Source organism: Luteimonas salinisoli, assembly GCF_013425525.1.
Taxonomy (GTDB): Bacteria; Pseudomonadota; Gammaproteobacteria; order Xanthomonadales; family Xanthomonadaceae; genus Luteimonas; species Luteimonas salinisoli.
Window position 1 is genome coordinate 1 of sequence record NZ_JACCKA010000012.1, and the last position, 21,168, is coordinate 21,168.

Annotated in this window: 21 protein-coding genes, 1 pseudogene and 1 riboswitch; of the genes and pseudogenes, 2 read left to right on the forward strand and 20 right to left on the reverse strand. The window is 72.8% G+C overall.

Annotated elements, in window-relative coordinates; all coding sequences use genetic code 11:
• The 8 genes and pseudogenes from H0E84_RS01660 to H0E84_RS01695 all read right to left on the reverse strand — a co-directional run.
• Window positions 1-1,040 (reverse strand): annotated as a pseudogene (locus H0E84_RS01660) (excinuclease ABC subunit A); the annotation flags it as partial.
• 105 nt (window positions 1,041-1,145) lie between these two features.
• The gene (locus tag H0E84_RS01665; protein WP_180676889.1) at window positions 1,146-1,505 is read right to left on the reverse strand and encodes a four-helix bundle copper-binding protein; all 360 of its coding nucleotides are present in this window, start codon (window positions 1,503-1,505) and stop codon (window positions 1,146-1,148) included.
• 281 nt (window positions 1,506-1,786) lie between these two features.
• Window positions 1,787-2,488: an RES family NAD+ phosphorylase gene (locus tag H0E84_RS01670; RefSeq protein WP_180676890.1), complete on the reverse strand. Its 702-nt coding sequence runs from the start codon at window positions 2,486-2,488 to the stop codon at window positions 1,787-1,789.
• The gene (locus tag H0E84_RS01675; protein ID WP_180676891.1) at window positions 2,488-2,901 is read right to left on the reverse strand and encodes an antitoxin Xre/MbcA/ParS toxin-binding domain-containing protein; all 414 of its coding nucleotides are present in this window, start codon (window positions 2,899-2,901) and stop codon (window positions 2,488-2,490) included. The genes H0E84_RS01670 and H0E84_RS01675 overlap by 1 nt, the downstream gene beginning before the upstream one ends.
• A 155-nt stretch (window positions 2,902-3,056) precedes the next feature.
• Window positions 3,057-3,566, reverse strand: a complete 510-nt coding sequence (locus tag H0E84_RS01680) for a hypothetical protein (protein WP_180676892.1) — start codon at window positions 3,564-3,566, stop codon at window positions 3,057-3,059.
• Window positions 3,567-3,624: 58 nt separating this feature from the next.
• Window positions 3,625-3,978, reverse strand: a complete 354-nt coding sequence (locus H0E84_RS01685) for a LysM peptidoglycan-binding domain-containing protein (protein ID WP_345776249.1) — start codon at window positions 3,976-3,978, stop codon at window positions 3,625-3,627.
• Between the two features lie 82 nt (window positions 3,979-4,060).
• Window positions 4,061-4,876: an NADPH-dependent 7-cyano-7-deazaguanine reductase QueF gene (queF, locus tag H0E84_RS01690; RefSeq protein ID WP_180676893.1), complete on the reverse strand. Its 816-nt coding sequence runs from the start codon at window positions 4,874-4,876 to the stop codon at window positions 4,061-4,063.
• A gap of 163 nt (window positions 4,877-5,039) precedes the next feature.
• Window positions 5,040-6,383, reverse strand: coding sequence for an amidohydrolase (locus H0E84_RS01695; RefSeq protein ID WP_180676894.1), 1,344 nt, complete (start codon window positions 6,381-6,383; stop codon window positions 5,040-5,042).
• Window positions 6,384-6,772: 389 nt separating this feature from the next.
• Here H0E84_RS01695 and H0E84_RS01700 point away from each other — a divergent pair, with 389 nt between their 5' ends.
• Entirely contained in the window at window positions 6,773-8,707 is a 1,935-nt protein-coding gene (locus H0E84_RS01700; protein WP_425600444.1) for a choice-of-anchor X domain-containing protein, read from the forward strand.
• Between the two features lie 64 nt (window positions 8,708-8,771).
• On the opposite strand, the gene H0E84_RS01705 is transcribed toward H0E84_RS01700, so the two are convergent.
• The 12 genes from H0E84_RS01705 to H0E84_RS01755 all read right to left on the reverse strand — a co-directional run bounded on the left by H0E84_RS01705 (window position 8,772) and on the right by H0E84_RS01755 (window position 20,263).
• A complete protein-coding gene (locus tag H0E84_RS01705; protein WP_180676895.1) occupies window positions 8,772-9,803 on the reverse strand; it encodes a ribonucleotide-diphosphate reductase subunit beta in 1,032 nt (343 codons plus the stop codon).
• A 46-nt stretch (window positions 9,804-9,849) separates the two neighbouring features.
• Window positions 9,850-10,071: a hypothetical protein gene (locus H0E84_RS01710; RefSeq protein ID WP_180676896.1), complete on the reverse strand. Its 222-nt coding sequence runs from the start codon at window positions 10,069-10,071 to the stop codon at window positions 9,850-9,852.
• A 19-nt stretch (window positions 10,072-10,090) separates the two neighbouring features.
• Window positions 10,091-12,400: a ribonucleoside-diphosphate reductase subunit alpha gene (locus H0E84_RS01715; protein ID WP_180676922.1), complete on the reverse strand. Its 2,310-nt coding sequence runs from the start codon at window positions 12,398-12,400 to the stop codon at window positions 10,091-10,093.
• Window positions 12,401-12,721: 321 nt separating this feature from the next.
• Window positions 12,722-12,954, reverse strand: a riboswitch (cobalamin riboswitch).
• A 71-nt stretch (window positions 12,955-13,025) separates the two neighbouring features.
• A complete protein-coding gene (locus H0E84_RS01720) occupies window positions 13,026-13,679 on the reverse strand; it encodes a mechanosensitive ion channel family protein (RefSeq protein WP_180676897.1) in 654 nt (217 codons plus the stop codon).
• Window positions 13,680-13,712: 33 nt separating this feature from the next.
• Entirely contained in the window at window positions 13,713-13,949 is a 237-nt protein-coding gene (locus H0E84_RS20715) for a DUF3037 domain-containing protein (protein WP_425600445.1), read from the reverse strand.
• Complete coding sequence (gene zapE / locus H0E84_RS20720) at window positions 13,871-14,062, reverse strand: AFG1/ZapE family ATPase (protein WP_345776251.1); 192 nt, start codon at window positions 14,060-14,062, stop codon at window positions 13,871-13,873. Before zapE ends, H0E84_RS20715 begins: the two co-directional genes overlap by 79 nt.
• A 108-nt stretch (window positions 14,063-14,170) precedes the next feature.
• Window positions 14,171-15,763 (reverse strand): aldehyde dehydrogenase family protein, encoded by a 1,593-nt coding sequence (locus H0E84_RS01730; RefSeq protein WP_180676898.1) that lies wholly within the window; start codon window positions 15,761-15,763, stop codon window positions 14,171-14,173.
• Complete coding sequence (locus H0E84_RS01735; RefSeq protein ID WP_180676899.1) at window positions 15,760-16,668, reverse strand: dihydrodipicolinate synthase family protein; 909 nt, start codon at window positions 16,666-16,668, stop codon at window positions 15,760-15,762. Before H0E84_RS01735 ends, H0E84_RS01730 begins: the two co-directional genes overlap by 4 nt.
• Entirely contained in the window at window positions 16,665-17,969 is a 1,305-nt protein-coding gene (locus tag H0E84_RS01740) for an NAD(P)/FAD-dependent oxidoreductase (RefSeq protein WP_180676900.1), read from the reverse strand. The genes H0E84_RS01735 and H0E84_RS01740 overlap by 4 nt, the downstream gene beginning before the upstream one ends.
• The gene (locus H0E84_RS01745; protein WP_345776252.1) at window positions 17,962-18,216 is read right to left on the reverse strand and encodes a (2Fe-2S)-binding protein; all 255 of its coding nucleotides are present in this window, start codon (window positions 18,214-18,216) and stop codon (window positions 17,962-17,964) included. Before H0E84_RS01745 ends, H0E84_RS01740 begins: the two co-directional genes overlap by 8 nt.
• Window positions 18,213-19,313 (reverse strand): NAD(P)/FAD-dependent oxidoreductase, encoded by a 1,101-nt coding sequence (locus H0E84_RS01750; protein WP_180676901.1) that lies wholly within the window; start codon window positions 19,311-19,313, stop codon window positions 18,213-18,215. The genes H0E84_RS01745 and H0E84_RS01750 overlap by 4 nt, the downstream gene beginning before the upstream one ends.
• Window positions 19,310-20,263 (reverse strand): proline racemase family protein, encoded by a 954-nt coding sequence (locus H0E84_RS01755; RefSeq protein WP_180676902.1) that lies wholly within the window; start codon window positions 20,261-20,263, stop codon window positions 19,310-19,312. Before H0E84_RS01755 ends, H0E84_RS01750 begins: the two co-directional genes overlap by 4 nt.
• 162 nt (window positions 20,264-20,425) lie before the next feature.
• Between H0E84_RS01755 and H0E84_RS01760 the strand changes: the two genes are divergently transcribed.
• Window positions 20,426-21,130 carry a helix-turn-helix domain-containing protein gene (locus H0E84_RS01760; RefSeq protein ID WP_180676925.1) on the forward strand — a complete coding sequence of 235 codons (705 nt, stop codon included), beginning with the start codon at window positions 20,426-20,428 and terminating at the stop codon, window positions 21,128-21,130.
• Window positions 21,131-21,168 lie beyond the last annotated feature (38 nt).

A 21,168-nucleotide genomic window follows, 5' to 3' on the forward strand; every position in this document is an offset into this window, starting at 1 on the left:
CTGCCGGCAGCGGCGAAGCGCCCCTCGGCCGCGGGCCGCAGCGCCTTGGCGATGCGGTCCAGCGGCAGCCGCGAGAGCGTGCCGATGTCCATGCCGGCGAAGCTCACCGACAGCGCCTCGCGCTTGAGCCGGCGTCCGTCGCAGTGTGGGCACGCCCGGCCCACCATGTAGCGCGCCGCCCGCTGCTTCATCGTCGCGCTCTGGGTGGTGGCGAAGGTGTGCAGCACATAACGGCGCGCACTGGAGAAAGTGCCCATATAGCTGGGCTCCTCCTTGCGTCTCAGCGCCGCGCGGGTTTCCCGGGGGGTGAACCCGGCGTACACCGGCACCACCGGCTGTTCGTCGGTGAACAGGATCCAGTCGCGGTCCCGCTTCGGCAGTTCGCGCCACGGCCGGTCGACGTCGTAGCCGAGGGTGACCAGGATGTCGCGCAGGTTCTGGCCGTGCCAGGCCGGCGGCCAGGCGGCGATGGCGCGTTCGCGGATGCTCAGCGACGGGTCGGGCACCATCGACTGTTCGGTGACCGCGTACACGTGGCCCAGGCCGTGGCATTCGGGGCAGGCGCCCTGCGGCGTATTGGGGGAGAAATCCTCGGCGAACAGCATCGGCTGCCGCGGTGGATAGGTGCCGGCGCGCGAATACAGCATCCGCAGCAGGCTCGACAGCGTGGTCACGCTGCCCACCGACGAGCGCACGCTCGGGCTGCCTCGCTGCTGCTGCAGGGCCACCGCCGGCGGCAGGCCGTCGATGGCGTCGACGTCGGGCACGCCGGCCTGGTCGATCAGCCGCCGTGCATACGGCGCCACCGATTCCAGGTAGCGGCGCTGCGCTTCGGCGTAGAGGGTGCCGAACGCCAGCGAGGACTTGCCCGACCCCGACACGCCGGAGAACACCACCAGCGCATCGCGCGGGATGTCGACGTCGACATTCCGGAGATTGTGCTCGCGTGCGCCGCGCACGCGCACCAGCCCGTCGGCATCGGGCCGGGGGCGGGCGGAGCGGGAGGGGGTGGAGCGCGGCCGGCGCGAGCGTCTGGGCATTGCCGCGATGCTGCCGGCTACCGGGTCACGGGCGCGCGACGGCGCCGTCACCGGAGCGCGCGCCGCGGCGTGGACCGGCTTTCTTCGCTACCGCGGGAAGGGCGGCTACGCGGCCTTGGCCATCCTGCCGCAGCTGTCGGCACAGCGTCGGCACGCGTCGGCGCAGCGCTGCATGTCCGCGTCGTCGCCCATCGCGGCGCAGGCCTCCGCGCACTTCCGGCAGACCTCGGCGCAGGCGCCGCAGGTGGCGCTATGCACCGACGCACCGCGCAGCATGGCATCGGCACTGGTGGCGCAGATGTCGGCGCAGACCGACATCAGGTTGATGTGCTCGGCTTCGGCGTGCTTGCCGCCCTTTTCCAGACAGTAGTTGATCGTCTCCAGGCACACCGCATGGCAGGTGCTGCAATTGTCGATGCACTGGTTCATCTCGTCGCTGCGGTGTTCGGCTGTGTGGTGGGTCATCGGAGCCTCCGGTGGTGGCGGGTGATCCACGGCGCACCCGCGTCGCCAGCGGTCGCGATTGCGATCGCCCCCTGGTTGGCCACCGTGCCAGCACCGCCCTCCACGTACGGTGAAGCGGCGCGTGCGGGGCAGCCGCCGGTCAGGAGGGCGTGGACTGCTTCGGCAGGATTGGCGACGAAAGCCGGCTCGGCCGGCAGTGTCGGCTTTCGCGCGCATGGCGCGTTCCTACGGGTGCGCGGCTGCCGGCCCACGCCGCGGCCGGGCCGTGCGAGCCGCGCGGGTCAGCGATTGCGCTGCAGCTCGCTCAGATGCAGCTGACGCTCCACCACGCCCGGGCGGCGCTCCACGGTGACCGTCTGCGCGGCCACGTCGATGCGGTAGGTGAGGTAGTACTGCAGCCGCGGCTGACTCAGCGGTTCGGCGCGGAATGCCGCCAGGCAGCTGCCGTCGGGCCAGCGCGCCGAGGGATACAGCAGGCCGGGCAGGCCCTGGGCGGTGGCGTGCTTGCCGATCGCCTGGGTGGCGCCGTAGTCGTCGTCGAGCAGCTCCGGGTGCTCGTGTTCCTTGCCGCGCAGTTCCAGGAACAGGCCGCGCGCGCGGACCTCGTAGACCGCGCGGTAACGCGCCACCGGCCTGGTCACGCCTTCGATCGCCGACAGTTGCCGCAACTGGTGCCAGCAGGTCTCGGCCACGCCGGTGGCCTCGTCCAGTGCGCCGTACCAGACCCGGATGCTGCCGTCGCCGTAGCGGCTGGCGACGGTACCGTCGCTGGTGAACGGATAGCCGATCGCCTGCGAGTAGTGCAGACCGCGCTCGACCACGCCGGTGCGCTCGGGCCGCATCCGCAGATCGGCCGCCAGCGCGGCGGCGCGGCCGGCGCCGTCGTCGACCAGGTCGTCGAACAGATCCTCCGCCACCCGCAGGGAAGTGATGTTGCGCAGCAGCCGGCCGTCGAAATCCGTGAGCCGGTCGTACAGCGGCATCACTGGCCGCGCTGGAAGTCGACGAAGCGCGCGATCCGCGCCAGCCCCACCAGGCCGTCGTCGAGCATGACCTCGAGCGGGGCGCGCCCCTCGAGCATGCGATTGCGGCGCCGCACCCAGCCGAAGCGCAGGTCCGGATCCTCGGGGAACAGCATGCGCAGGCCCTTGTGGATGCCGAGCAGGTAGCCGGCGCGGTCGAGGGTGTCGCGGCTGTTGGGCAGGGCGCGCTCGCCGCGCCGGTACTGCGCCAGCACCTTGCGGCTTTCCGGGCTCATGCCGAGCAGGGCGAGCTGCTGCTCGGTCGGCAGCGCCCACTTCTCGAACAGCGCCGCCAGGATGCGGGCGAGGTCGCGGCGGGCCTCGTCGCGGGCCAGGTCCGGGATCTGCGGCAGGGCATGTGCGGTGATGGCCATGGGCGGCTCCTGGGTACAGGGCAACAATATACGGAGATACAACCCCAAAATCCAGCAAGCGCTCGCTTCGTCCGGCTGCCGGGACAGCTGCCGGTCAAAAAAAGGGCGCGGCCTGCGCCGCGCCCGTGCTTGCCCGCCTCGCGGCGGCGAACCGGTTATTCGACGGTGAACTCGCGGGTCTCCACCACCTCGCCGTCGAGCGAGATCTCGAGGGTATAGCGGCCCTGCGGCCAGTCCTCCGGGTTGCTGATGCGGAAATTGGTGACGTCCTGGCCGCTGAAGTCGAGCCGCTCGCTGCGTTCGTCGACCAGCTGGCCGTCCTGGAAGGTCCAGCGCGCGGTCAGGGTGCCGCTGCTGGGGAGGGCGGTCTCGCCGCCCGCGGCGGTGGTCGAGACCGCAGCGACGATGGTGTCGTCGCCGGCGGAGAACGTGGTGGCGGGCTCGGCGATGGTGCGTTCGGCCGTGGTCTCGGTGCCGAGCTGCACGTCGGTCACGGTCACTGCGGCGACCGGGCGTTCCGGCGCCGGCGGGGTGGCCGGTTCGGCGGGCTGCGCGGTTGGCGGCGTGGCCGGGGTCGCAGGCTCGGGGTCGCGCTTGCAGGCGGCCAGCGCGAGGCTGCCGATCAGCAGCGCGGATATCAGCAGGGCGGGGCGGATGCGGTTCATGGCGGTTCCTTGTCGGATCGGGTGGCGGGCTTGCTGCGGGCGGGAGCTGCGCTGTGCCTCAGGCGGGATCGGATGCGTCCCCGTCGCGGTCCGGGATCCGCAGCGTCTGGCCGGGGTGGATCAGGTCCGGATTCTCGAGCTGGTCGCGGTTGGCCTCGAAGATCTCGCGCCAGTGGTTGGCGCTGCCGTAGAACTTCTTCGAGATCGCCGAGAGGTTGTCGCCCTTCTCGACCACGTAGCGCTGGTCGCCGCTGCGCGCGGCGGTGGACGAGGCCGAGGATCGCACCTTGCCGAAGTCGGCGCGGTCCGCATCGCCGGCGGCGGTGCTCTCGCTGCTGCCGGTGACGGCGGAGAAGTCGGGCCTGGTCTTGCCGGGGCCGTCGTCGTCGGGACCGTCGGGGGGTCTGTTCACGGTGGAGCTCCACAGTCGGGTGGCGGCAAGCCTCCCACGCGGAACGTTAAGGCCGGATGCTGCCCGCGGGGGCGGCGGCTGCCTATTGCCGCAGGTCGCGCCGCGCCGGCGGCGGCGCGAGCCCGGGCGTCGCCCGCCAGGGATTGATGTCCAGGCCGCCGCGGCGGGTATAGCGCGCCTCCACCGACAGCCACTCCGGCCGGCAGCGCGCCGCGAGGTCGGTGAAGATGCGTTCGACGCACTGCTCGTGGAACTCGGCATGGTCGCGGAACGAGACCAGATAGCGCAGCAGCCCGCCCCGGTCGATGCGCGGGCCGCGGTAGGCGATGCGCACGCCGGCCCAGTCGGGCTGGCCGGTCACCGGGCAGTTCGACTTGAGCAGGTCCGAGCGCAGCGTTTCGGCGACGATCGCGTCCGCGTCGCAGGCCAGCCATTGCGGCCGCGGCGGGCCGTAGTGGTCGACGTCGAGCTCGAGGCCGTCGATGGCGGCGGCGTCGTCCCGGTCGGGGTCGGCCGCCGCGGGCAGCCCGAAGGCCACCTCGACCGGGGCGCCGGCGGCGCCGGCCAGGTCCGCGGCGATCAGCTCGCGGACCTGCTCGGCGCCTTCGAAGCGGCTGGCGTTGAGCGAGTTGAGATAGAGCTTGAGCGACTTCGACTCGACCAGCCGCGGCGAGTCGGCCGGCACCGTGAAGGTGGCGGTGGCGACCATCGGCTTGCCGCGCGCGTCCAGCCAGGCCAGCTCGTAGGCATGCCAGCGGTCGTGGCCTGCGAACGGCAGCGCCCGGGGATCCAGGCCGAGCGCGTCGCGCCCGGCGCTGCGCGCGATCGGGAACAGCAGCGCGGGGTCGTAGGCGCGCGGGTAGGCCACGTCGCGGCCCAGGGGGAGATCGGAAGCCATGCGCGCATTCTATCGACGCCGGCCACCGCATCGGCACCATGCGACAGCAACGGCATCGACGCCCCCGGCCGGGAAGTCGCGATTCCCCGCCGGTTCGAAGAAGCGGAACTCGCCCCGTCGCGACGGCACGAGCGCCGCCTGCCGGCTTCCGCGACGCCGGGAACTACCTGGCCGCGGAGGCCTCGCTGCCGCCCTCCAGATAATCCAGCGCGACCTGCAGCATCGCCCGCAGGCCGAGGTCGAGTGCCGCCTCGTCGACGTCGAACTGCGGCGAGTGGTTGCTCGGCGCGGTCACCGGATCCTCGCCCACCGGCGTGGCGCCGACGAAGAAGAACAGCCCCGGCACCTCGCGCGCGTACAGCGAGAAATCCTCGGCGCCCATGATCAGCGGCATCTCGACCAGCTTGCCGGGGCCGGCGGCGGCCGCCAGGCTGGGGCGCATGCGCTCGGTCAGCGCCTCGTCGTTGAAGGTGACCGGGTTGCCCTCCTCGGCCGGGATCTGCGCGTCGATGGTGGCGCCATTGGCCGCCGCGACGTGCTCGGCGATGCTGGTCAGCCGCGCGAACACGTCCTTGCGCATGTCCTCGTCGAAGGTGCGGATGGTGCCGACCAGTTCCACCTCGTCGGGGATGATGTTGTAGCGGATGCCGCCCTCGATCGCGCCGAAGGTGACCACCACCGGCTGCTTGCTGATGTCCATCTGCCGGCTGACGATGGTCTGCGCCTGGGAGATAATCTGCGCCGCCGCGACGATCGGGTCGACCCCGCCCCAGGGTCGCGAGCCATGCGTCTGCCGGCCGATCACCTTGAGCCCGAAGCGGTCCGAAGCGGCCATGGTCGGCCCGGCGCGTACGCCGATCCGGTCGGCATTGAGGGTGCTGAACACGTGCAGCCCGAACACCGCCTCGGGTTCGAAGTCGCGGAACACCCCCTCCTCGAGCATCAGCGAGGCGCCGCCCTCCTCGCCCTCGGGCGCACCTTCCTCGGCCGGCTGGAATACGAACAGGATCTCGCCCGCCAGCTCCTCGCGCATTCCCGCCAGCGCTTCGGCCACCCCCATCAGGATCGCGGTATGGGCGTCGTGCCCGCAGGCGTGCATCACCCCGGTGCTCTGGCCGCGATAGGTATCGGTGGCGGTGGATGCGAACGGCAGGCCGGTCCGTTCGGTGACCGGCAGCGCGTCCATGTCGGCGCGCAGGGCGATGCGCGGCCCGGGCCGGCCGCCCTTCAGCACCGCGGTGACGCCGGTGTGGGCGATCCCGGTCCTCGGCTCCAGCCCCAGGGCGCGCAGGTGGTCGGCAACCACGCCGGCAGTGCGCGTCTCGCGGTTGCTGAGTTCGGGGTGCTGATGGATGTCGCGGCGCCAGGCGACCACCTTGTCCTGCAGCGACTGCGCGGCGGCCGCGACCTCGGGACGGACGGGGCCCGCGGCGGGCTCCTGCGCGGCGGCGGCGGAGAACAGCGGGATCGCGAGCAGCGCGGCGGCAAGGCGGGTGCGGACGGGCATCGGCGGTTTCCAGGCGGGAAGGACAGGCCGATGCTAACCCGGGACGTGCGGGAGCCGACCCGGCGGAGGCCGCAGCCTCTGCAGTGCGGCCGCCTTCCCACCCGACCGCCGCCGCCGATGCGCGAGGCTCGCCCTCCGGACCGAGCGGCGCCATTCGGCGCCGCCATTTCCCTCCAGCGGGACAGCCTTCATCGCTGCCAGCCCCGGCGCGGACGCGAACGACCGGTCCGCCCAGGGGCCATCGGCCGGAATGCCGAGCCGGTCGCAGAACGCGGCGCGCCGCAGGACCAGAATCGGTGCGCGGGGCCTCGAAGGCCATGGAAACCGGCGCTGCCGGCGCATGCAGCCCTCGCCGCCGTCGCGTCATCCATTCCGGGGAGGGCCCACGCATGGCCATGCATGCACGCGCTGCACTGTTGTCCATCGCCTGTCTCGCGGTTCCGGTCGCCTGGGCGCAGCCCGGCGGGCTGGTGCCCAAGCAGCTGTCCGGTCCCCCGGAGGAATTCGCGGCGGTGCGCGCGCCGGATCCGGCCGATGCCGCGATCCTGTCGAAGAGCGCGCTGCTGCCGGTGGAATTCGGCGAGTCCGACCTCTGGCGCGGCCGCCTGCCGGTGGAGGGCGCGCAGGCGCGCCTGCTGGTGTTCGGCGGCGCCGGCCGATGGCAGCTGGAGCTGCAGCAGGACGCGCGCGCGGGCGTGCCGGCGCGGCAGGCGCCCTCCGGCCGCGCCGGCCGGTCCTGGCTCGGGATCGAGGCTGCCGGCCGGCCGGCGCGGCGCTACGAGTTCGAGGGCCTGGAAGGCGGCGAATGGACCCTGCAGCTGCGCGCCGCGCCGGGCGACGCCGAACGGCGCGGCTATGTGTTGGTCGAGGGCGATGCCCGCACCCGGCTGGCGTCCTGGCAGAGCCATCGCCGCCAGCTGGTCGGCGAGCGCATCGGCCTGACCGCGCTGCTGACCTCGGAAGACGGCGACCGGGCGCGCAGCGGCCACGACGCCGGTGCGATCGTCGAGGCCTCGCTGCGGGTGATCGACCCCGACGGCGCGGCACGCACCTGGCCGATGGCCGACGACGGCCGCGGCGCGGACGGCGCGGCAGGCGACGGCCTGTATGCCGGCGCCTTCGTTCCCGACCGCCCCGGCACCTGGATCGCCCAGGTCACGATCCGCGGCCGCGACGATCGCGGCAACCCGGTGCTGCGCAGCGCCGAACACGTCCTGCCGGTGCTCGAGCGGGGGCTGCGGATCGCCGACGACCGCGCCGTCGCCACGGCGGCGGAGCCGGGCAGGCTGTCGATCGCGGTGCCGGTGGCGCTCGACAGGGGCGCCCCGTCCCGCTACCGGGTCACGGGCGAGGTCTGGGGCAGCGACGACGCCGGCAATCCCGTGCCGGTCGCCTGGGTCGGCGGCATGGTCGCGCCCGAGGGCGGGCGCCTGCCGATCGGCCTGGACGCGCGCTGGGTGCAGCGCGCCGGGGCGCTGCCGCCGTTCGAACTGCGCGCGCTGCGCATCGAGGATCCCGACCACTTCGTCCCGCTGGCGGCCGCGGCGCGGATGCCCCTGGCGCTGCCGTCGCTGCCGCCGGCGAAGTCGGCCGCGGCCGTCGCCATCGACGACACCATGCGCATGGGGCCGCGCCCCGCAACGCTGCGGGTCGCCGACGACAAGGCCAACGGCGGCCGGCTGCTCCTGGTCCATGGCTATTGCTCGGCCGGCGTGTGGCCGGAGCAGCAGTTCGCCAGCGCATCGTCCTTCATCGACGCGCACCAGAACCGCAGCCACGATCAGTTCGCGCAGCTGCTCGGCGCGTTCGGCGCCGGCTGGGATTCGTTCGGCACGGTGGCGCACAGCCAGGGCGGCGCCGCGGCGCTGCACCTGTACGCCTACTACTGGAGCGGGCTGGACAACGCCAGCGGGGCGCGGCTGATGCAGTCGGTGGGCACGCCCTACCAGGGCACCAACCTGTCGGGGATCATCGCCACGATCGGTTCCTGGTTCGGGGTGGCCTGCGGTTCGAACAGCAACATGACCTACAGCGGCGCCTCCGCCTGGCTGGCCGGGGTGCCGGGCTGGGCGCGGGCCCAGGTGAACTATCACACCACCTCGTTCTCGACCGCCTGGTACCGCTGGGACTATTGCCACATGGCCTCGGACCTGGTGCTCGACGACCCCGAGGACGGAACCGTGGAGCGTGCGTCCGGGCAGCTGCCAGGAGCGATCAATCGCGGCCACGCCACCGGGCAATGCCACACCACAGGAATGCGCGATCCGGCGCAGTACCTGGACGCCGGACGCAACGCGACGATGAACGCCAACGCGGCGCGATAGCCGCGCCAGGGCGCCGGGCGGCGCAGCGCAGCTGCGGCGGCGCACCGCCCGGTGTCGGATCCGCTCAGAACGCCTCGTCGAACGCCACCTCGCCCTGCACGCCGACCTGGTAGGCCGACACCCGCCGCTCGAAGAAGTTGGTCAGCTCCTGCACGTCCTGCAGGTCCATGAAGCCGAACGGGTTGCGCGCGCCGAAGTGTTTGGCGAAGCCCAGCTGGGCCAGGCGCTGGTCGGCGCAGTACTGCAGGTACTCGCGCATGTCGCGGATCGACAGCCCGGCGACGCCTCCCGACAGGGTGTCCTCGGCGAAGGCCACCTCGCAGTCCACCGCCTCGCACAGCATCTCCACCACCTGGCGGCGGAAGTCGTCGTCCACCAGGTCGGGCTCCTCCTCGCGCGCGGTGCGGATCACCTCGAACGCGAAGGCCATGTGGCAGCTCTCGTCGCGGAACACCCAGTTGGTGCCGGCGGCCAGGCCGTTGAGCAGCCCGCGCGAGCGCAGGTAGTACACGTAGGCGAACGCGCCGAAGAAGAACAGCCCCTCGATGCAGGCGGCGAAGCACACCAGGTTGAGCAGGAACCGGCGCCGCTGATCCGCGGTCTCGATGCGGTCGAGCTCCTGGATCGAGTCGATCCACTTGAAGCAGAACTCGGCCTTGCGGCGGATCGAGGGAATGTTCTCGGTGGCGGCGAAGGCCTTGGCGCGCGCCTCCGGGTCGGGCAGGTAGGTGTCGAGCAGGGTGAGGTAGAACTGCACGTGCAGCGCCTCTTCGTAGAGCTGCCGCGACAGGTACATGCGCGCCTCCGGCGCGTTGATGTGCTGGTAGAGGTTGAGCACCAGGTTGTTGGAGACGATCGAGTCGCCGGTGGCGAAGAACGCCACCAGCCGCTCGATCAAATGCCGCTCCGCGGGGCCGACCTTGTGCGCCAGGTCCCGGGTATCGAGCGAGAAGTCCACCTCCTCCACGGTCCAGGTGTTGCGGATGGCGTTGCGGTACATCTCGTAGAACTGCGGGTAGCGCATCGGCCGCAGGGTCAGTTCGAAGCCGGGGTCGAGCAGGAGCTGCCGGCGGGTGCCGGAAGGTGGATTGGACATCGGGATTTCCTTGGGCTGTCAGCCCGACCGGATCGGGTCGATCCGGTCAGCGCACGTAGCGGTCGGCGACGTGGCGGCTGATGAAAGTGGACAGGCCGCGGCCGGATTCGGCCAGGCGCTTCATGCGCGCGACGTTGGTGCGCCCCGCGCTGGCGTGGCTGTACTCGTAGACGCGTTCGGAGCCGCGGAACTTCACCAGGATCGACTCCGGCGTGAAGGCATAGGCCACCACGCCGGAGTCGCCGCTGAGGTTGGCGTAGCGCTGCATCGCGGCCTCCGCTGCGGCCTCACTGGCAGGCCTCGCAGGACTCGGGGTTCTCCAGCGAGCAGGCTACCGCCTGCTCCGGAACGGCCGTGTCGACGGTGGCCTTGGCGATCCGGGTGGCCGGCCGCGAGCGCAGGTAGTAGGTGGTCTTGATGCCGCGCTTCCAGGCGTGCATGTACATCGACGACAGCGCGCCGATGCGCGGATTCTCCATGAACAGGTTGAGCGACTGGCTCTGGTCGATGAAGGCGCCGCGCTCGGCGGCCATGTCGATCAGCGCGCGCATCGGCAGCTCCCAGGCGGTGCGGTAGATCGCGCGCAGCACTTCGGGGATCTCGGCGATGCCCTGGATCGAGCCCTCGGCCTGCTTGATCGCGTCGCGCATCTCCGGCGTCCACAGCCCGAGCTTCTTCAGCTCGGCGACCAGGTAGCGGTTGACCTGCAGGAAGTCCCCGGACAGGGTTTCGCGCTTGAACAGGTTGCTCACCTGCGGCTCGATGCACTCGTAGCAGCCGGCGATCGAGGCGATGGTGGCGGTCGGCGCAATCGCGATCAGCAGCGAGTTGCGCAGGCCGTGCTCGGCGATGCGCGCACGCAGCGCATCCCAGCGCGCGGGGTCGTCCGGCGCCACCCCCCAGGCGTCGAACTGCAGCGCGCCGGTGGCGGCGCGGGTGTCGGCGAACGACGGATGCCGGCCGCGCTCGAGCGCCAGCTCGCAGGAGGTATCCAGGGCGTGGAAATAGATCTCCTCGGCGATTCGCGCCGACAGCGCGCGTGCCGCCTCGCTGTCGAACGGCAGGCGCAGGCGGAAGAACACGTCCTGCAGGCCCATGCAGCCCAGCCCCACCGGGCGCCAGCGCAGGTTGCCGCGGCGCGCCGATTCGATCGGGTAGTAGTTGAGGTCGATCACCCGGTCGAGCTGGCGCACCGCCAGCCGCACGGTCTCGGCCAGCCGGTCGAAGTCGAACCGGCCGTCCTCGTCGAAATGCCGCGCCAGGTTGATCGAGCCGAGGTTGCACACCGCGGTCTCTTCGGCCGAGGTGACCTCGAGGATCTCGGTGCACAGGTTCGACAGGTGGATCACGTTGCCGCGTTTGGCGGTCTGGTTGCCGGCGCGGTTGCAGGTGTCCTTGAAGGTCATCCAGCCGTTGCCGGTTTGCGCCAGGGTGCGCATCATCCGCGCATAGAGTTCGCGCGCACGCACCGTGCGCACCGCCTTGCCCTGCTGCTCGGCCTGCAGGTAGGCGCGCTCGAAGGCCTCGCCGTACAGATCGACGAACTCCGGCACCACCCGCGGATCGAACAGCGACCATTCGGCGTCGGCCTCGACGCGCTGCATGAAAAGATCCGGGATCCAGTTGGCCAGGTTGAGGTTGTGGGTGCGGCGCGCGTCGTCGCCGGTGTTGTCGCGCAGCTCCAGGAACTCCTCGACGTCGGCATGCCAGGGTTCCAGGTAGACGCAGGCCGCGCCCTTGCGCTTCCCGCCCTGGTTGACCGCCGAGACCGACGAATCCAGGGTCTTCAGCCATGGCACGATGCCGTTGGAATGGCCGTTGGTGGAGCGGATCAGCGAGCCGCGCGAGCGCACCCGGGTGAACGACACGCCGATGCCGCCGCTGAACTTGGACAGCTGGGCGATGTCGCCGTAGCGCTGGTAGATCGACTCCAGGGTGTCCCGGGGCGAATCGAGCAGGAAGCAGCTCGACAGCTGCTCATGGGTGGTGCCGGAATTGAACAGCGTCGGCGAGCTCGGCAGGTACTCCAGCTGGCCCATGCGCCGGTACAGCGCCAGGGCCTCGGGCACGTCCTCGCTCAGCGCGCAGGCGATGCGCATGAAGAACTGCTGCGGGGTTTCGATCACCTTGCGCGCGTGCGGATGGCGCAGCAGGTAGCGGTCGTACAGGGTGCGCAGGCCGAAGTAGTCGAAGCCCATGTCCAGGGCCGGGTCGATCGCGTCGTTGAGCTTGCGCGCGTTGGTCTGCACGAAATCGAGCAGGCGATCGTTGATCAGCCCCAGCTCGTGGCCGCGCGCCACCGATTGCGAGAACGCGTGGATCTCCTGGCCCATCACCTCCTTGCCGATCACGTTGGCCAGCAGGCGCGCGGCCAGGCGGCTGTACTCCGGCTCCTCGGCGGTCAACAGCGCGGCGGTGCGGATCGACAGCTCGTCGAGCTCGCGGGTGCTGGCGCCGTCGTACAGTCCGGAGATGGTGCGCGTGGCCACGCGCATCGGGTCGATCGCGTGCAGGCCCTCGCAGCAGCGCTGCACCGCGCGCACGATCTTGTTGAGGTCGACCGCCTCGCGGCTGCCGTTGCGCTTGGTCACGCGCATCGCGGTGGCGGTGGGCGGCGGGGTGAGCAGGAACGATGGATCCTGCGCGATGGCGGGGGTGTCGCCGGCGGCGACGGCTTCGGTCTGGGACACGGATGGACTCCTGCATGACGCACAGCCGCCTGCCCGCGCAGGCGGCACGGGAGCGAGGCACGACGGCGCGGACGTCGTCGCGGCCTCGCCCCCGCGGGCGAGCGGTCTCTTCGCAGGATGGGAAAGCGGCGTCGCAGGACCCGCGACGAGCTCCCGGAGGAACGGTCGGGCGCGTCCGCTTCGCCAGCCATCTCCCCCCGGAGATTCCGCAGCCGGCACCGCGCGTCGTGCTTCGCGCGGCCGTCGGCAGGTCTTCGGACTCACGGGCACGAAGGCACGAGCCTTCACCTGATCCGCCGCTTCCCGAGGCTACGGCCTCAGTGCTGTGTGGCGGGGTCGTTCCCGATTACCGCTGCGGGGCAGTGCCGGACTGGCCGCCATCCAGGCTGGACGGGGCGTCACCGGCTTCCCTTTTCATCCGGCGGATAGCCGCCGCCGGAACCGACGGCCACAAGATAGTGGGGCCGGCATGTCCCGTCAACGCGAAATATTGGGTCGGTGGCGACCGGTGCGGCAGAAGCGTTAACAGGCCCTAGGGGAACTGCGACGCGGCACCGCCGCCGGTGCCGCCGACGGATCCATTGTCGCCGTCGTCGCGGCGCCGCGGTGGCAGCGCCACCGGGACCGGCTCGCCGCGCCAGCGCCGGGTCGCGCGCTGGAAGAACAGGCTGTTGGGCACGCGCAGCAGGCTCTCGCCGCCCTCGTGCTTCTCCTCCAGGGTCACGAAGACCAGGTTCATGTCGACCACACGGCCGCGAAAGCCCGCGCGCTCGCCATTCTCGATCAGCTCGATGTGGTCGAGCAGCCGGAACGGCCGCAGGATCAGCAGCAGCAGCGCGCAGAAGACGTTGGTGAGCACGCTCCAGGCGGCGAAAAAAGCGATCGCCGCGACCGCGGCGAAGCCGGTGAAGGCGGTCCACAGCACGCCGCCGGAGACGCCGAACCGCTCGAGCACCAGCAGCAGCGCACCGAAGCCGACCAGGAACCCGACGATCCGTCGCGCCGCCACCGAGACTTCGAACGGCAAGTCGTAGCGCGCCGACAGCCGGCGCACCATCCGCACCAGTAGCCAGCGCAGCACCCAGGCGGCGAGCAGGATCGCGACCACCTGCATCGCGAGAGCGATCTCGCCGAGCCAGGCGTGCAGCCACGGCGGCAATTGCGCCTGGAAGCGAGAAGGATTCATGCAGGAGGCAGCGCCCGGCGGTGAGCCGGGAGTCTAGCGCGCCGGTCGCGGCCAGTCCGGCTCCGCGGCCCCGCCCGGCGCCAGCGGCAGCACCATGCGCTGCATCAGGTGGCGGAGGGTCTCGGCCGGATCGCCGGCGCACTGGCCGGTATGCACCGGCGACATCTGGATCACCGCGCTGCGCGTGGCGGTCAGCGCGTGGAAGCGCGCGCGCGGCGCCAGCCGGCCGATCGGGCCGCTGTCCGGGCCGCCGCGGCAGACCGCCACGATCGCGTCGAGGCCAGATTGACCTGGCTGTCGTATCGCTCGTCGACCAGGGTGACGAAGCGCCGCGCCGCGTCGTCGCGGGTGGCGTCCAGCACCGGCACGCCGCCGACGCCCACAAGATAGTGGGTCGCCAGATTCCGTCAACGCGAATGTGGGGCCCGGGCATAAGTGGCCGGGGCGGCGCGTGCCCGCCAGGCGCCCGTCCGGCGCGCTCCGCGGCGGCCTCAGCAGGCGATGGCCGCTTGCGTCCAGGTGCCGTCGACCAGTCGCCACAGGCGCAGCGGGTTGCCGTCGCGCAGCGGGTCGGGCAGCAGTGCATCGGGCACGTGGTCGTAGCTGTGCAGCGCGGCGAAGCGGCGGATCGCGCCCGGCATGCCGACCGCGGTGAAGCCCGCATGGCTGGCCGCCGGAAACGGGCCGCCGTGGTTCATCGCCGGGCTGACCGCCACCCCGGTCGGCATGCGGTCGACGATCAGCCGGCCGACGCGCGGCCGGAGCAGCGCCACCAGCGCCGCGGCCTCCGCGTCGTCGCGCCCGTCGCCGGCGCGGTAGAGGGTCGCGGTCAGGCTGCCCTCGAGCGCCCGGGCGATCGCCCGCGCCTGCGCCGCGTCGTCGCTGCGCACCAGCAGGCCGGCCGGCCCGAAGGCCTCGCCCTGCAGCCTGCGCGCGGCATCGGCCAGGAACGTACCGCCGTCCACCGACAACAGCTTCGGGCCGACCCAGAAGCCGGCGCGTTCCGGGTCCGCGGCGCCGGCGAGAAGTTCCGCGCCCGCTTCCAGCAGCGCGCCGACGGCGGCATGGAGGCCGTCGCGCCCCTGCCCGGAGAACAGCGCCTGCGCCGGGGCGGCGTCGAAGCGTTCCGTGGCGGCGGCCACGAACGCGTCGCCCGCCGCGCCGCGCGGCACCACCACCAGGCCGGGGTTGGTGCAGAACTGGCCGCTGCCCATCGTGCAGGAGGCGAAGTACGCCTCGGCCAGGGCGCCGCCGCGCTCGGCGAGCGCGCCTTCGAGCAGGAAGACCGGATTGATGCTGGACATCTCGGCGTAGAACGGCACCCCGGCCGCGTCCGCAGCCGCCTTCAGGTGCAGTCCGCCGGCGCGGCTGCCGGTGAACGCGACCGCGCCGATCCCGCGCCGGCCGACCAGCTCCAGCCCGGCGTCGGGCTCGACGTGGTAGAGCACCTGCAGCGTGGCCGCCGGCAGGCCGGCTTCCAGCAGCGCGTCGTGCGCGATCCGCGCCAGCGCCTCGCTGGTGGCCGGATGCAGCGGATGAACCTTGGCCAGCACCGGGTTGCGTGCGGCGATCGCCGAGGCGAAATCGCTCCCGGCCACCGCGTTGAAGGCGAACGGGAAGTTGTTCGGCCCGAACACCACCACCGGCCTGCCCAGCGGGCCGTAGGCCGCGCGCAGCCCGGCCGCGGTGTCGATCACCGGGTGGCTCCAGCTGGCCTCGCGCGCCGCGCGCGCGGCCTGGCGCAGCTGACCGGTGGTGCGCGGAAGCTCGATCTCGCGCAGGCGCGGCACCGCCGGCAGCGCGGTCTCCGCATGCGCCAGCGCCGCCAGCCGCTCCGCGTCGGCCTCGATGCCGGCGGCGTAGGCTTCCAGGAAGGCGGCCACGCGCGCCGGCGCGGCGGCGGCCAGTTCCGGCGCCGCCGCTTCCGCCGCTTCCGCCGCGATCGCGATCTCGTCGCGGCCGCTGACCGGGAACGCCGGCCCGATCTCTTCGCCCGTGGCCGGGTTGCGGGCGCGGAAGCTGCCCACCGGCTCGGCCGCGTCGCGCCACCCGCCCGCCACCAGCACCTGTCGCAGGCCGCTCATCGCGCGGTCCCCGGACGGGTCGCGATCGCGTGCTCGATCACCTGCAGCGCCGCCGCGCGCTCGGCGCCGTCCAGCACCAGCCGCGGAGCCCGCACGCGCTCGCTGCCCCAGCCCACGCACTGCTGGGTCAGCTTGATCAGCTGCACGAACTTCGGCCCGGTATCCAGGCGCAGGATCGGCAGGAACCAGTCGTACAGGTCCTTCGCCGCGGCGTAGCCGCCGGCGCGCGCGCGCTCGAACAGCGCCACCGACTCGGCCGGGTAGGCGTTGACCTGGCCGGCGATCCAGCCGGTCGCGCCCATCGCGATCCCCTCGACGATCGCGTCGTCGATGCCGGTCATCAGCACCAGCCGGTCGCCGGCGAGCGCCTGGATCGCGGCGAAGCGGCGCAGATCCCCGGACGACTCCTTCACCGCCTCGATCTGCGGGAACTCCGCCGCCAGGTCGACGATCTGCTCCGGGGCGAAATCGGTCCGGTAGGCAAGCGGATTGTTGTAGAGCAGCACCGGCAGCCCGGTGGCGGCGACCACCGCGCGCACGTGCGCGCCCATCTCGCGCCAGTCGGTGGAGTAGGCGTACGGCGGCAGCACCATCAGCCCGCGGGCGCCCTCGGCCTCGCACGCCCGCGCCAGCCGCACCGCCTCGTCGGTGGCCAGCGCCGCGATCCCCGGGATCACCGGCGCGCGGTCGCCGAGCGCCGCCACCAGGGTGCGCACGATCGCGATCTTCTCCGCGAACGAGAGCGTGGCGCCCTCGCCCAGAGAACCGAACGGCACCACGCCGGTACAGCCGGCCTCGACCTGCCAGAGGGCGTGGCGGGCGAGAAAGGCGTGGTCCACCGCGCCGTCCTCCGCGAACGGCGTGGTGATCGCAGGGATGACGCCCTGCCACATGGACTTGCTCATGTCGTGACTCCTATCGGTGGATCCGGAGGCGGCGCATCGCCGAAGCGCGCCAGCACCTCCAGGGGAACGGGGAAGATCGGCGACCGCAACCCGTCGCGCGGGAAGCGGCCCATTTCCGCCAGCGCGGTGCCGCAGATCCGGCCCTGGCACGCGCCCATCCCGCAGCGCGCGGCGAGCCTGGCCTCGCGCGCGCCGGCGCAGCCGTCCAGCGCCGCCAGCGGCACGTCTTCGCAGCGGCAGACCAGGGTGTCGGGCGCGGCGAGGCGGCGCAGCCCGTCGTGCAGGGCGAAATGGCGCTGCAGCGAAGCGGCGAAGCGGCGTGCGCGCTCCCGGCGCGGGCTGAGCGCGCCCGCGCCGGCGGCGTCGCCGGCCGCCGCCAGTCCGGCGATCCGGCCCTCGAGCGCGGCGCAATCGACGCCGCCCACGCCGCAGGCTTCGCCGGCCGCGAACACGCCGTCCACGCTGCTGCGCTGCAGCCCGTCCACGCGCACCTGCGGGTGCGGCGCGCCGTCGAGCGCGCAGCCGAGCGCCTGTGCCAGCTCCACGTTCGGCACCAGGCCGTACCCGCAGGCCAGCAGGTCGCACGCGATCGTCCTGCTGCGCGCGCCGCAGCGCACTTCCACGGCCTCGAGGCGCTCGTCGCCGAGGGCGCGCAGCACGTGGCTGCCGGCGAGGTAGCGGCTGCGCCACAGGCCCGCGCGCAGCTGCAGCGCCTGCGCCGCCTTGCCGGGCCAGCGCCACAGGCCGAGCGCGAACCCGGACACGGCCGCGGCCGGTGCCTGCTCGTGGATGCTTACGACGCGGGCGCCGTGGCGTCGCAGGGTGGCCGCCGAGGCGAGCAGCAGCGGCCCGCTGCCGGCCACCACCGCGCGCAGGCCGCGCAGCGGCCAGCCCTGCTTGGCCAGCGCCTGCGCTCCGCCCGCGCCGGTCACGCCGGGCAGGGTCCAGCCGGGGAACGGCAGCAGCAGCTCGCGGGCGCCGGTGGCCAGCACCAGTGCGTCGTAGTCGATGGCGACCGCCGCCTGCGCGGCGTGGACGAACAGCCGGTTCCCGGCGCAGCCGACCACTTCCGCCTGCGTCAGCACCCGCACCCCGAGGGCCTGCAGCGCGGACCGCGCGGACGCCGCCCGCGCCGGCAGGCCGTGGAGCGCGTCCTCGCGCCAGACCTGGCCGCCGACCGCGGGCTGCGCGTCCAGGACCAGCACGGCGGCGCCAAGCGCCGCGGCCGCGCGTGCGGCGGCCAGTCCGGCCGGGCCGGCGCCGACCACGGCGACGTCGCAGCGCAGGCGCGGCTCAGCCATCGGTGACCACCTCCATCCCCTCGCGCGCGCGGATCATGCAGGCGCGCTGCTGCGGGCGGCCGTCGATCTCGACCCGGCATTCGAAGCAGACCCCGATGCCGCACACCGGCGCCCGCGGCTGGCCGCTGCAGGAGCGGCGGAATCCCCCACCCGCGGCAGCGATGGCGGCGGCGACGCTGCTCCCTTCGAGGACCACCAGCGCACGCCCGTCGACGACCAGCCGCACCCCGTCCGGCGAAGGCCTCACGCCAGCATCCGCGCCGGGTCGTATGGACCCGGATCGATTGCAGGGGTGCGGCCCAGCAGCAGGTCGAGCAGCAGGTGCGCGGAGCCGGTGGCGGTGGTGACGCCGAGACCCTCGTGCCCCGTGGCCACCCAGACCTGCGAGCGCCCCGGCACTGCGCCGATGCAGGGGCGCCCGTCCGGGGTGCACGGGCGCAGGCCGGTCCAGGCGCGGATCGCCTGCAGCCCGCGCAGCGCCGGCAGATACGCGAACGCGCGCCGCAGCATGCGCGCCAGGACCGCCGGGTCGACCTCGCGCTCGCGGCGGCCGCGCTCGCGCGAGGAGCCGATCAGCAGCTGCCCGGTCGGCCGCGGCTGCACGTTGAACGCGACGCTGCACGCGGCGCTGCCGTGCGCGCTCTCGGCATAGCCGAACTCGAGGATCTGGTGGCGGACCAGCCCGGGATGGCGGTCGGTGACCACCAGGTGCCCGCGGCGCACCTCGCTCGGCAGCTCCGGAAGCAGCGTGGAGACGTCGCAGCCGGTGGCCACCAGGACCGGCCCGCGCAGCACCGTGCCGTCGTCGAGCTGCACGCCGCCGGCGACCAGTCGGACTGCGCGCCGTCCATGGAACAGCGCGGCGCCGGCGCCGGTGCTGCGCTCGACCAGCCAGCGTGCGATCCGCGGCGGATACACCACGGCCTCGCGCTCCACCAGCACGCCGCCGGCCAGCCCCGGCGCCAGCTGCGGCTCCAGCGCATACAGGTCCCAGGCATCCAGGGGCTCCGCCACGATCCCCGCTGCGGCCAGGCGCGCGATCTTGGCCGGGATCGCGCACAGTTCGGACTCGGTCGCCGCCACCCACAGCGTGCCGCAGCGGTCGAACTCCGCCTCGGGCAGCGTCTCGAACGCGTCCCACAAGCGCAGCGAATACCGGCTCAGCGCGAGTTCGGCCGGATCCTCGTCCAGCGCCACCAGGTGTCCCATCGACGCCGCCGTGGCGCCGCCGCCGACCGTGCCGGCCTCGACGATGGCCACGCGCAGGCCGTGGCCCGCAGCCAGGTCCGCACAGCTCGCGCCGACGATGCCGGCACCGACGACGATCAGATCGAAGCCGCTCATCCGCACTCGCGGCGCGTGTCGACGCCCCAGGCGAAGGGATCCTCCGGATCGAGCAGGATCTGCGACCGCGCGGTGATCCAGGCGCGTCCGGTGACGCGCGGCAGCACGCCGCGCCCGCCCCTGCGGTAGCTGGCCTCGAAGGCGCTGCCGAGGATGCCCTGCTGCACCCAGGTCTCGCCCTCTGCCAGGCGCCCGTCCGCGGCCAGGCAGGCGAGCTTGGCGCAGGTGCCGGTCCCGCAGGGCGAGCGATCGTACGCGCCGCCCGGGCACAGCACGAAGTTGCGCGCCGCTCCCGACCCGTCCGGTGCGGTGCCGCCGATCTCGATGTGGTCGATCGCGGCGCCGGCGTCGCCGCCGATGCCGGCGGCATCGATCGCGTGCCGGATCGCCAGCGTGTAGGCGGTCAGCGCCGGCGCGTTGGCCAGTTCCAGCGCCACCGGCGACTGCTCGGTGAGGAAGAACCAGTTGCCGCCCCAGGCGACGTCGCCGGCGACCGTGCCGTAGCCCGGCACCTCCACGGCGACGCCGGTCGCGCAACGGTAGCTTTCGACGTTCTCCACCGAGACCCGGCCGTCGGCGTGGAGCTCGACGCCGACCACGCCCACCGGCGTTTCGATCCGGTGCCCGCCGGGCGCGATCCTGCCCAGGTGGGCGAGCGTGCGCACCACGCCGATGGTGCCGTGCCCGCACATGCCCAGGTAGCCGACGTTGTTGAAGAAGATGGCCCCGGTGCAGCAGCCCGGGTCGGTCGGCCGCTGCAGCAGCGCCCCGACCAGCGTGTCCGAGCCGCGCGGCTCGCAGACGAGCGCGCTGCGCCAGCGGTCGAACCGGCTGCGGAACCGGTCGCGGCGCTCCGCCAGGCTGCCGTCGCCGAGCTCCGGAAAGCCCGACAGCACCACGCGGGTCGGTTCGCCCGCGGTGTGAGAATCGATGACGTCGATCTGCCGCATGCCCCATCTTCCCGCCGCGGCCGCCGGGCGACTAGCAGGTTCTCCGTGTGCGGGATGCGGAAATATGCACAATCGGCAGCGACCGGCGGGGCCTGGCCGCCGCCCCGGACGCGGCGGCCCGTCCCGCATGCCGCGTCACGAAATCCTTCCCGGCCCAGGAGCATCGCCGCCATCGACGTCACGATCCCTCCCGGCGAGCTGCAGGCCATCTTCGACGCGCTGCCGGACGTGGTGTTCTTCCTCAAGGATCACGAGGGCAGGTACACCCACGTCAACCTCACCCTGGTCCGGCGGCTGGGCATGAAGGACCGTTCCGAGGTCGTCGGAAAGACCGCGCTGCAGGTCTTTCCTCCGCGCCTGGGCGGCGCCTACGTCGTGCAGGACCGTCGGGTGCTGGACGGCGAGATCATCGAGAACCAGCTCGAGGTCCACCTCTATCCGAATCGCACTCCCGGATGGTGCCTCACCTTCAAGCGCCCGCTCGCCGGCGGCAGGCGGAGCCTGATCGGCATCTCTCGCGACCTGGGGCAGCCCGACAGCCGCGATTCCGCCTTCGGCCGCCTGCAGCGTGCGGTCGAGACCATGCAGGCGCACTACGGCGAGCCGCTGCGCGTGCAGGCCCTGGCCGCGATCGCGGAAGTCTCGGTGGCGCAGCTGGAGCGGCTGTTCAAGCGCGTGTTCCAGCTGACCCCGCAGCAGATGCTGACCAAGCTGCGCATCGAGGCGGCGATGCGCCTGCTGCACACCGACGCCAGCATCGCCGACATCGGCCAGGCCTGCGGATTCTCGGACCAGAGCGCGTTCGCGCGGCAGTTCAAGGCGACCGTCGGCGTGCCGCCGCGCGACTATCGCGCGCTGCGTCGCTGATCCGCGAGCGCCGCCCCGCGGGTGCGGTGATCGGCACA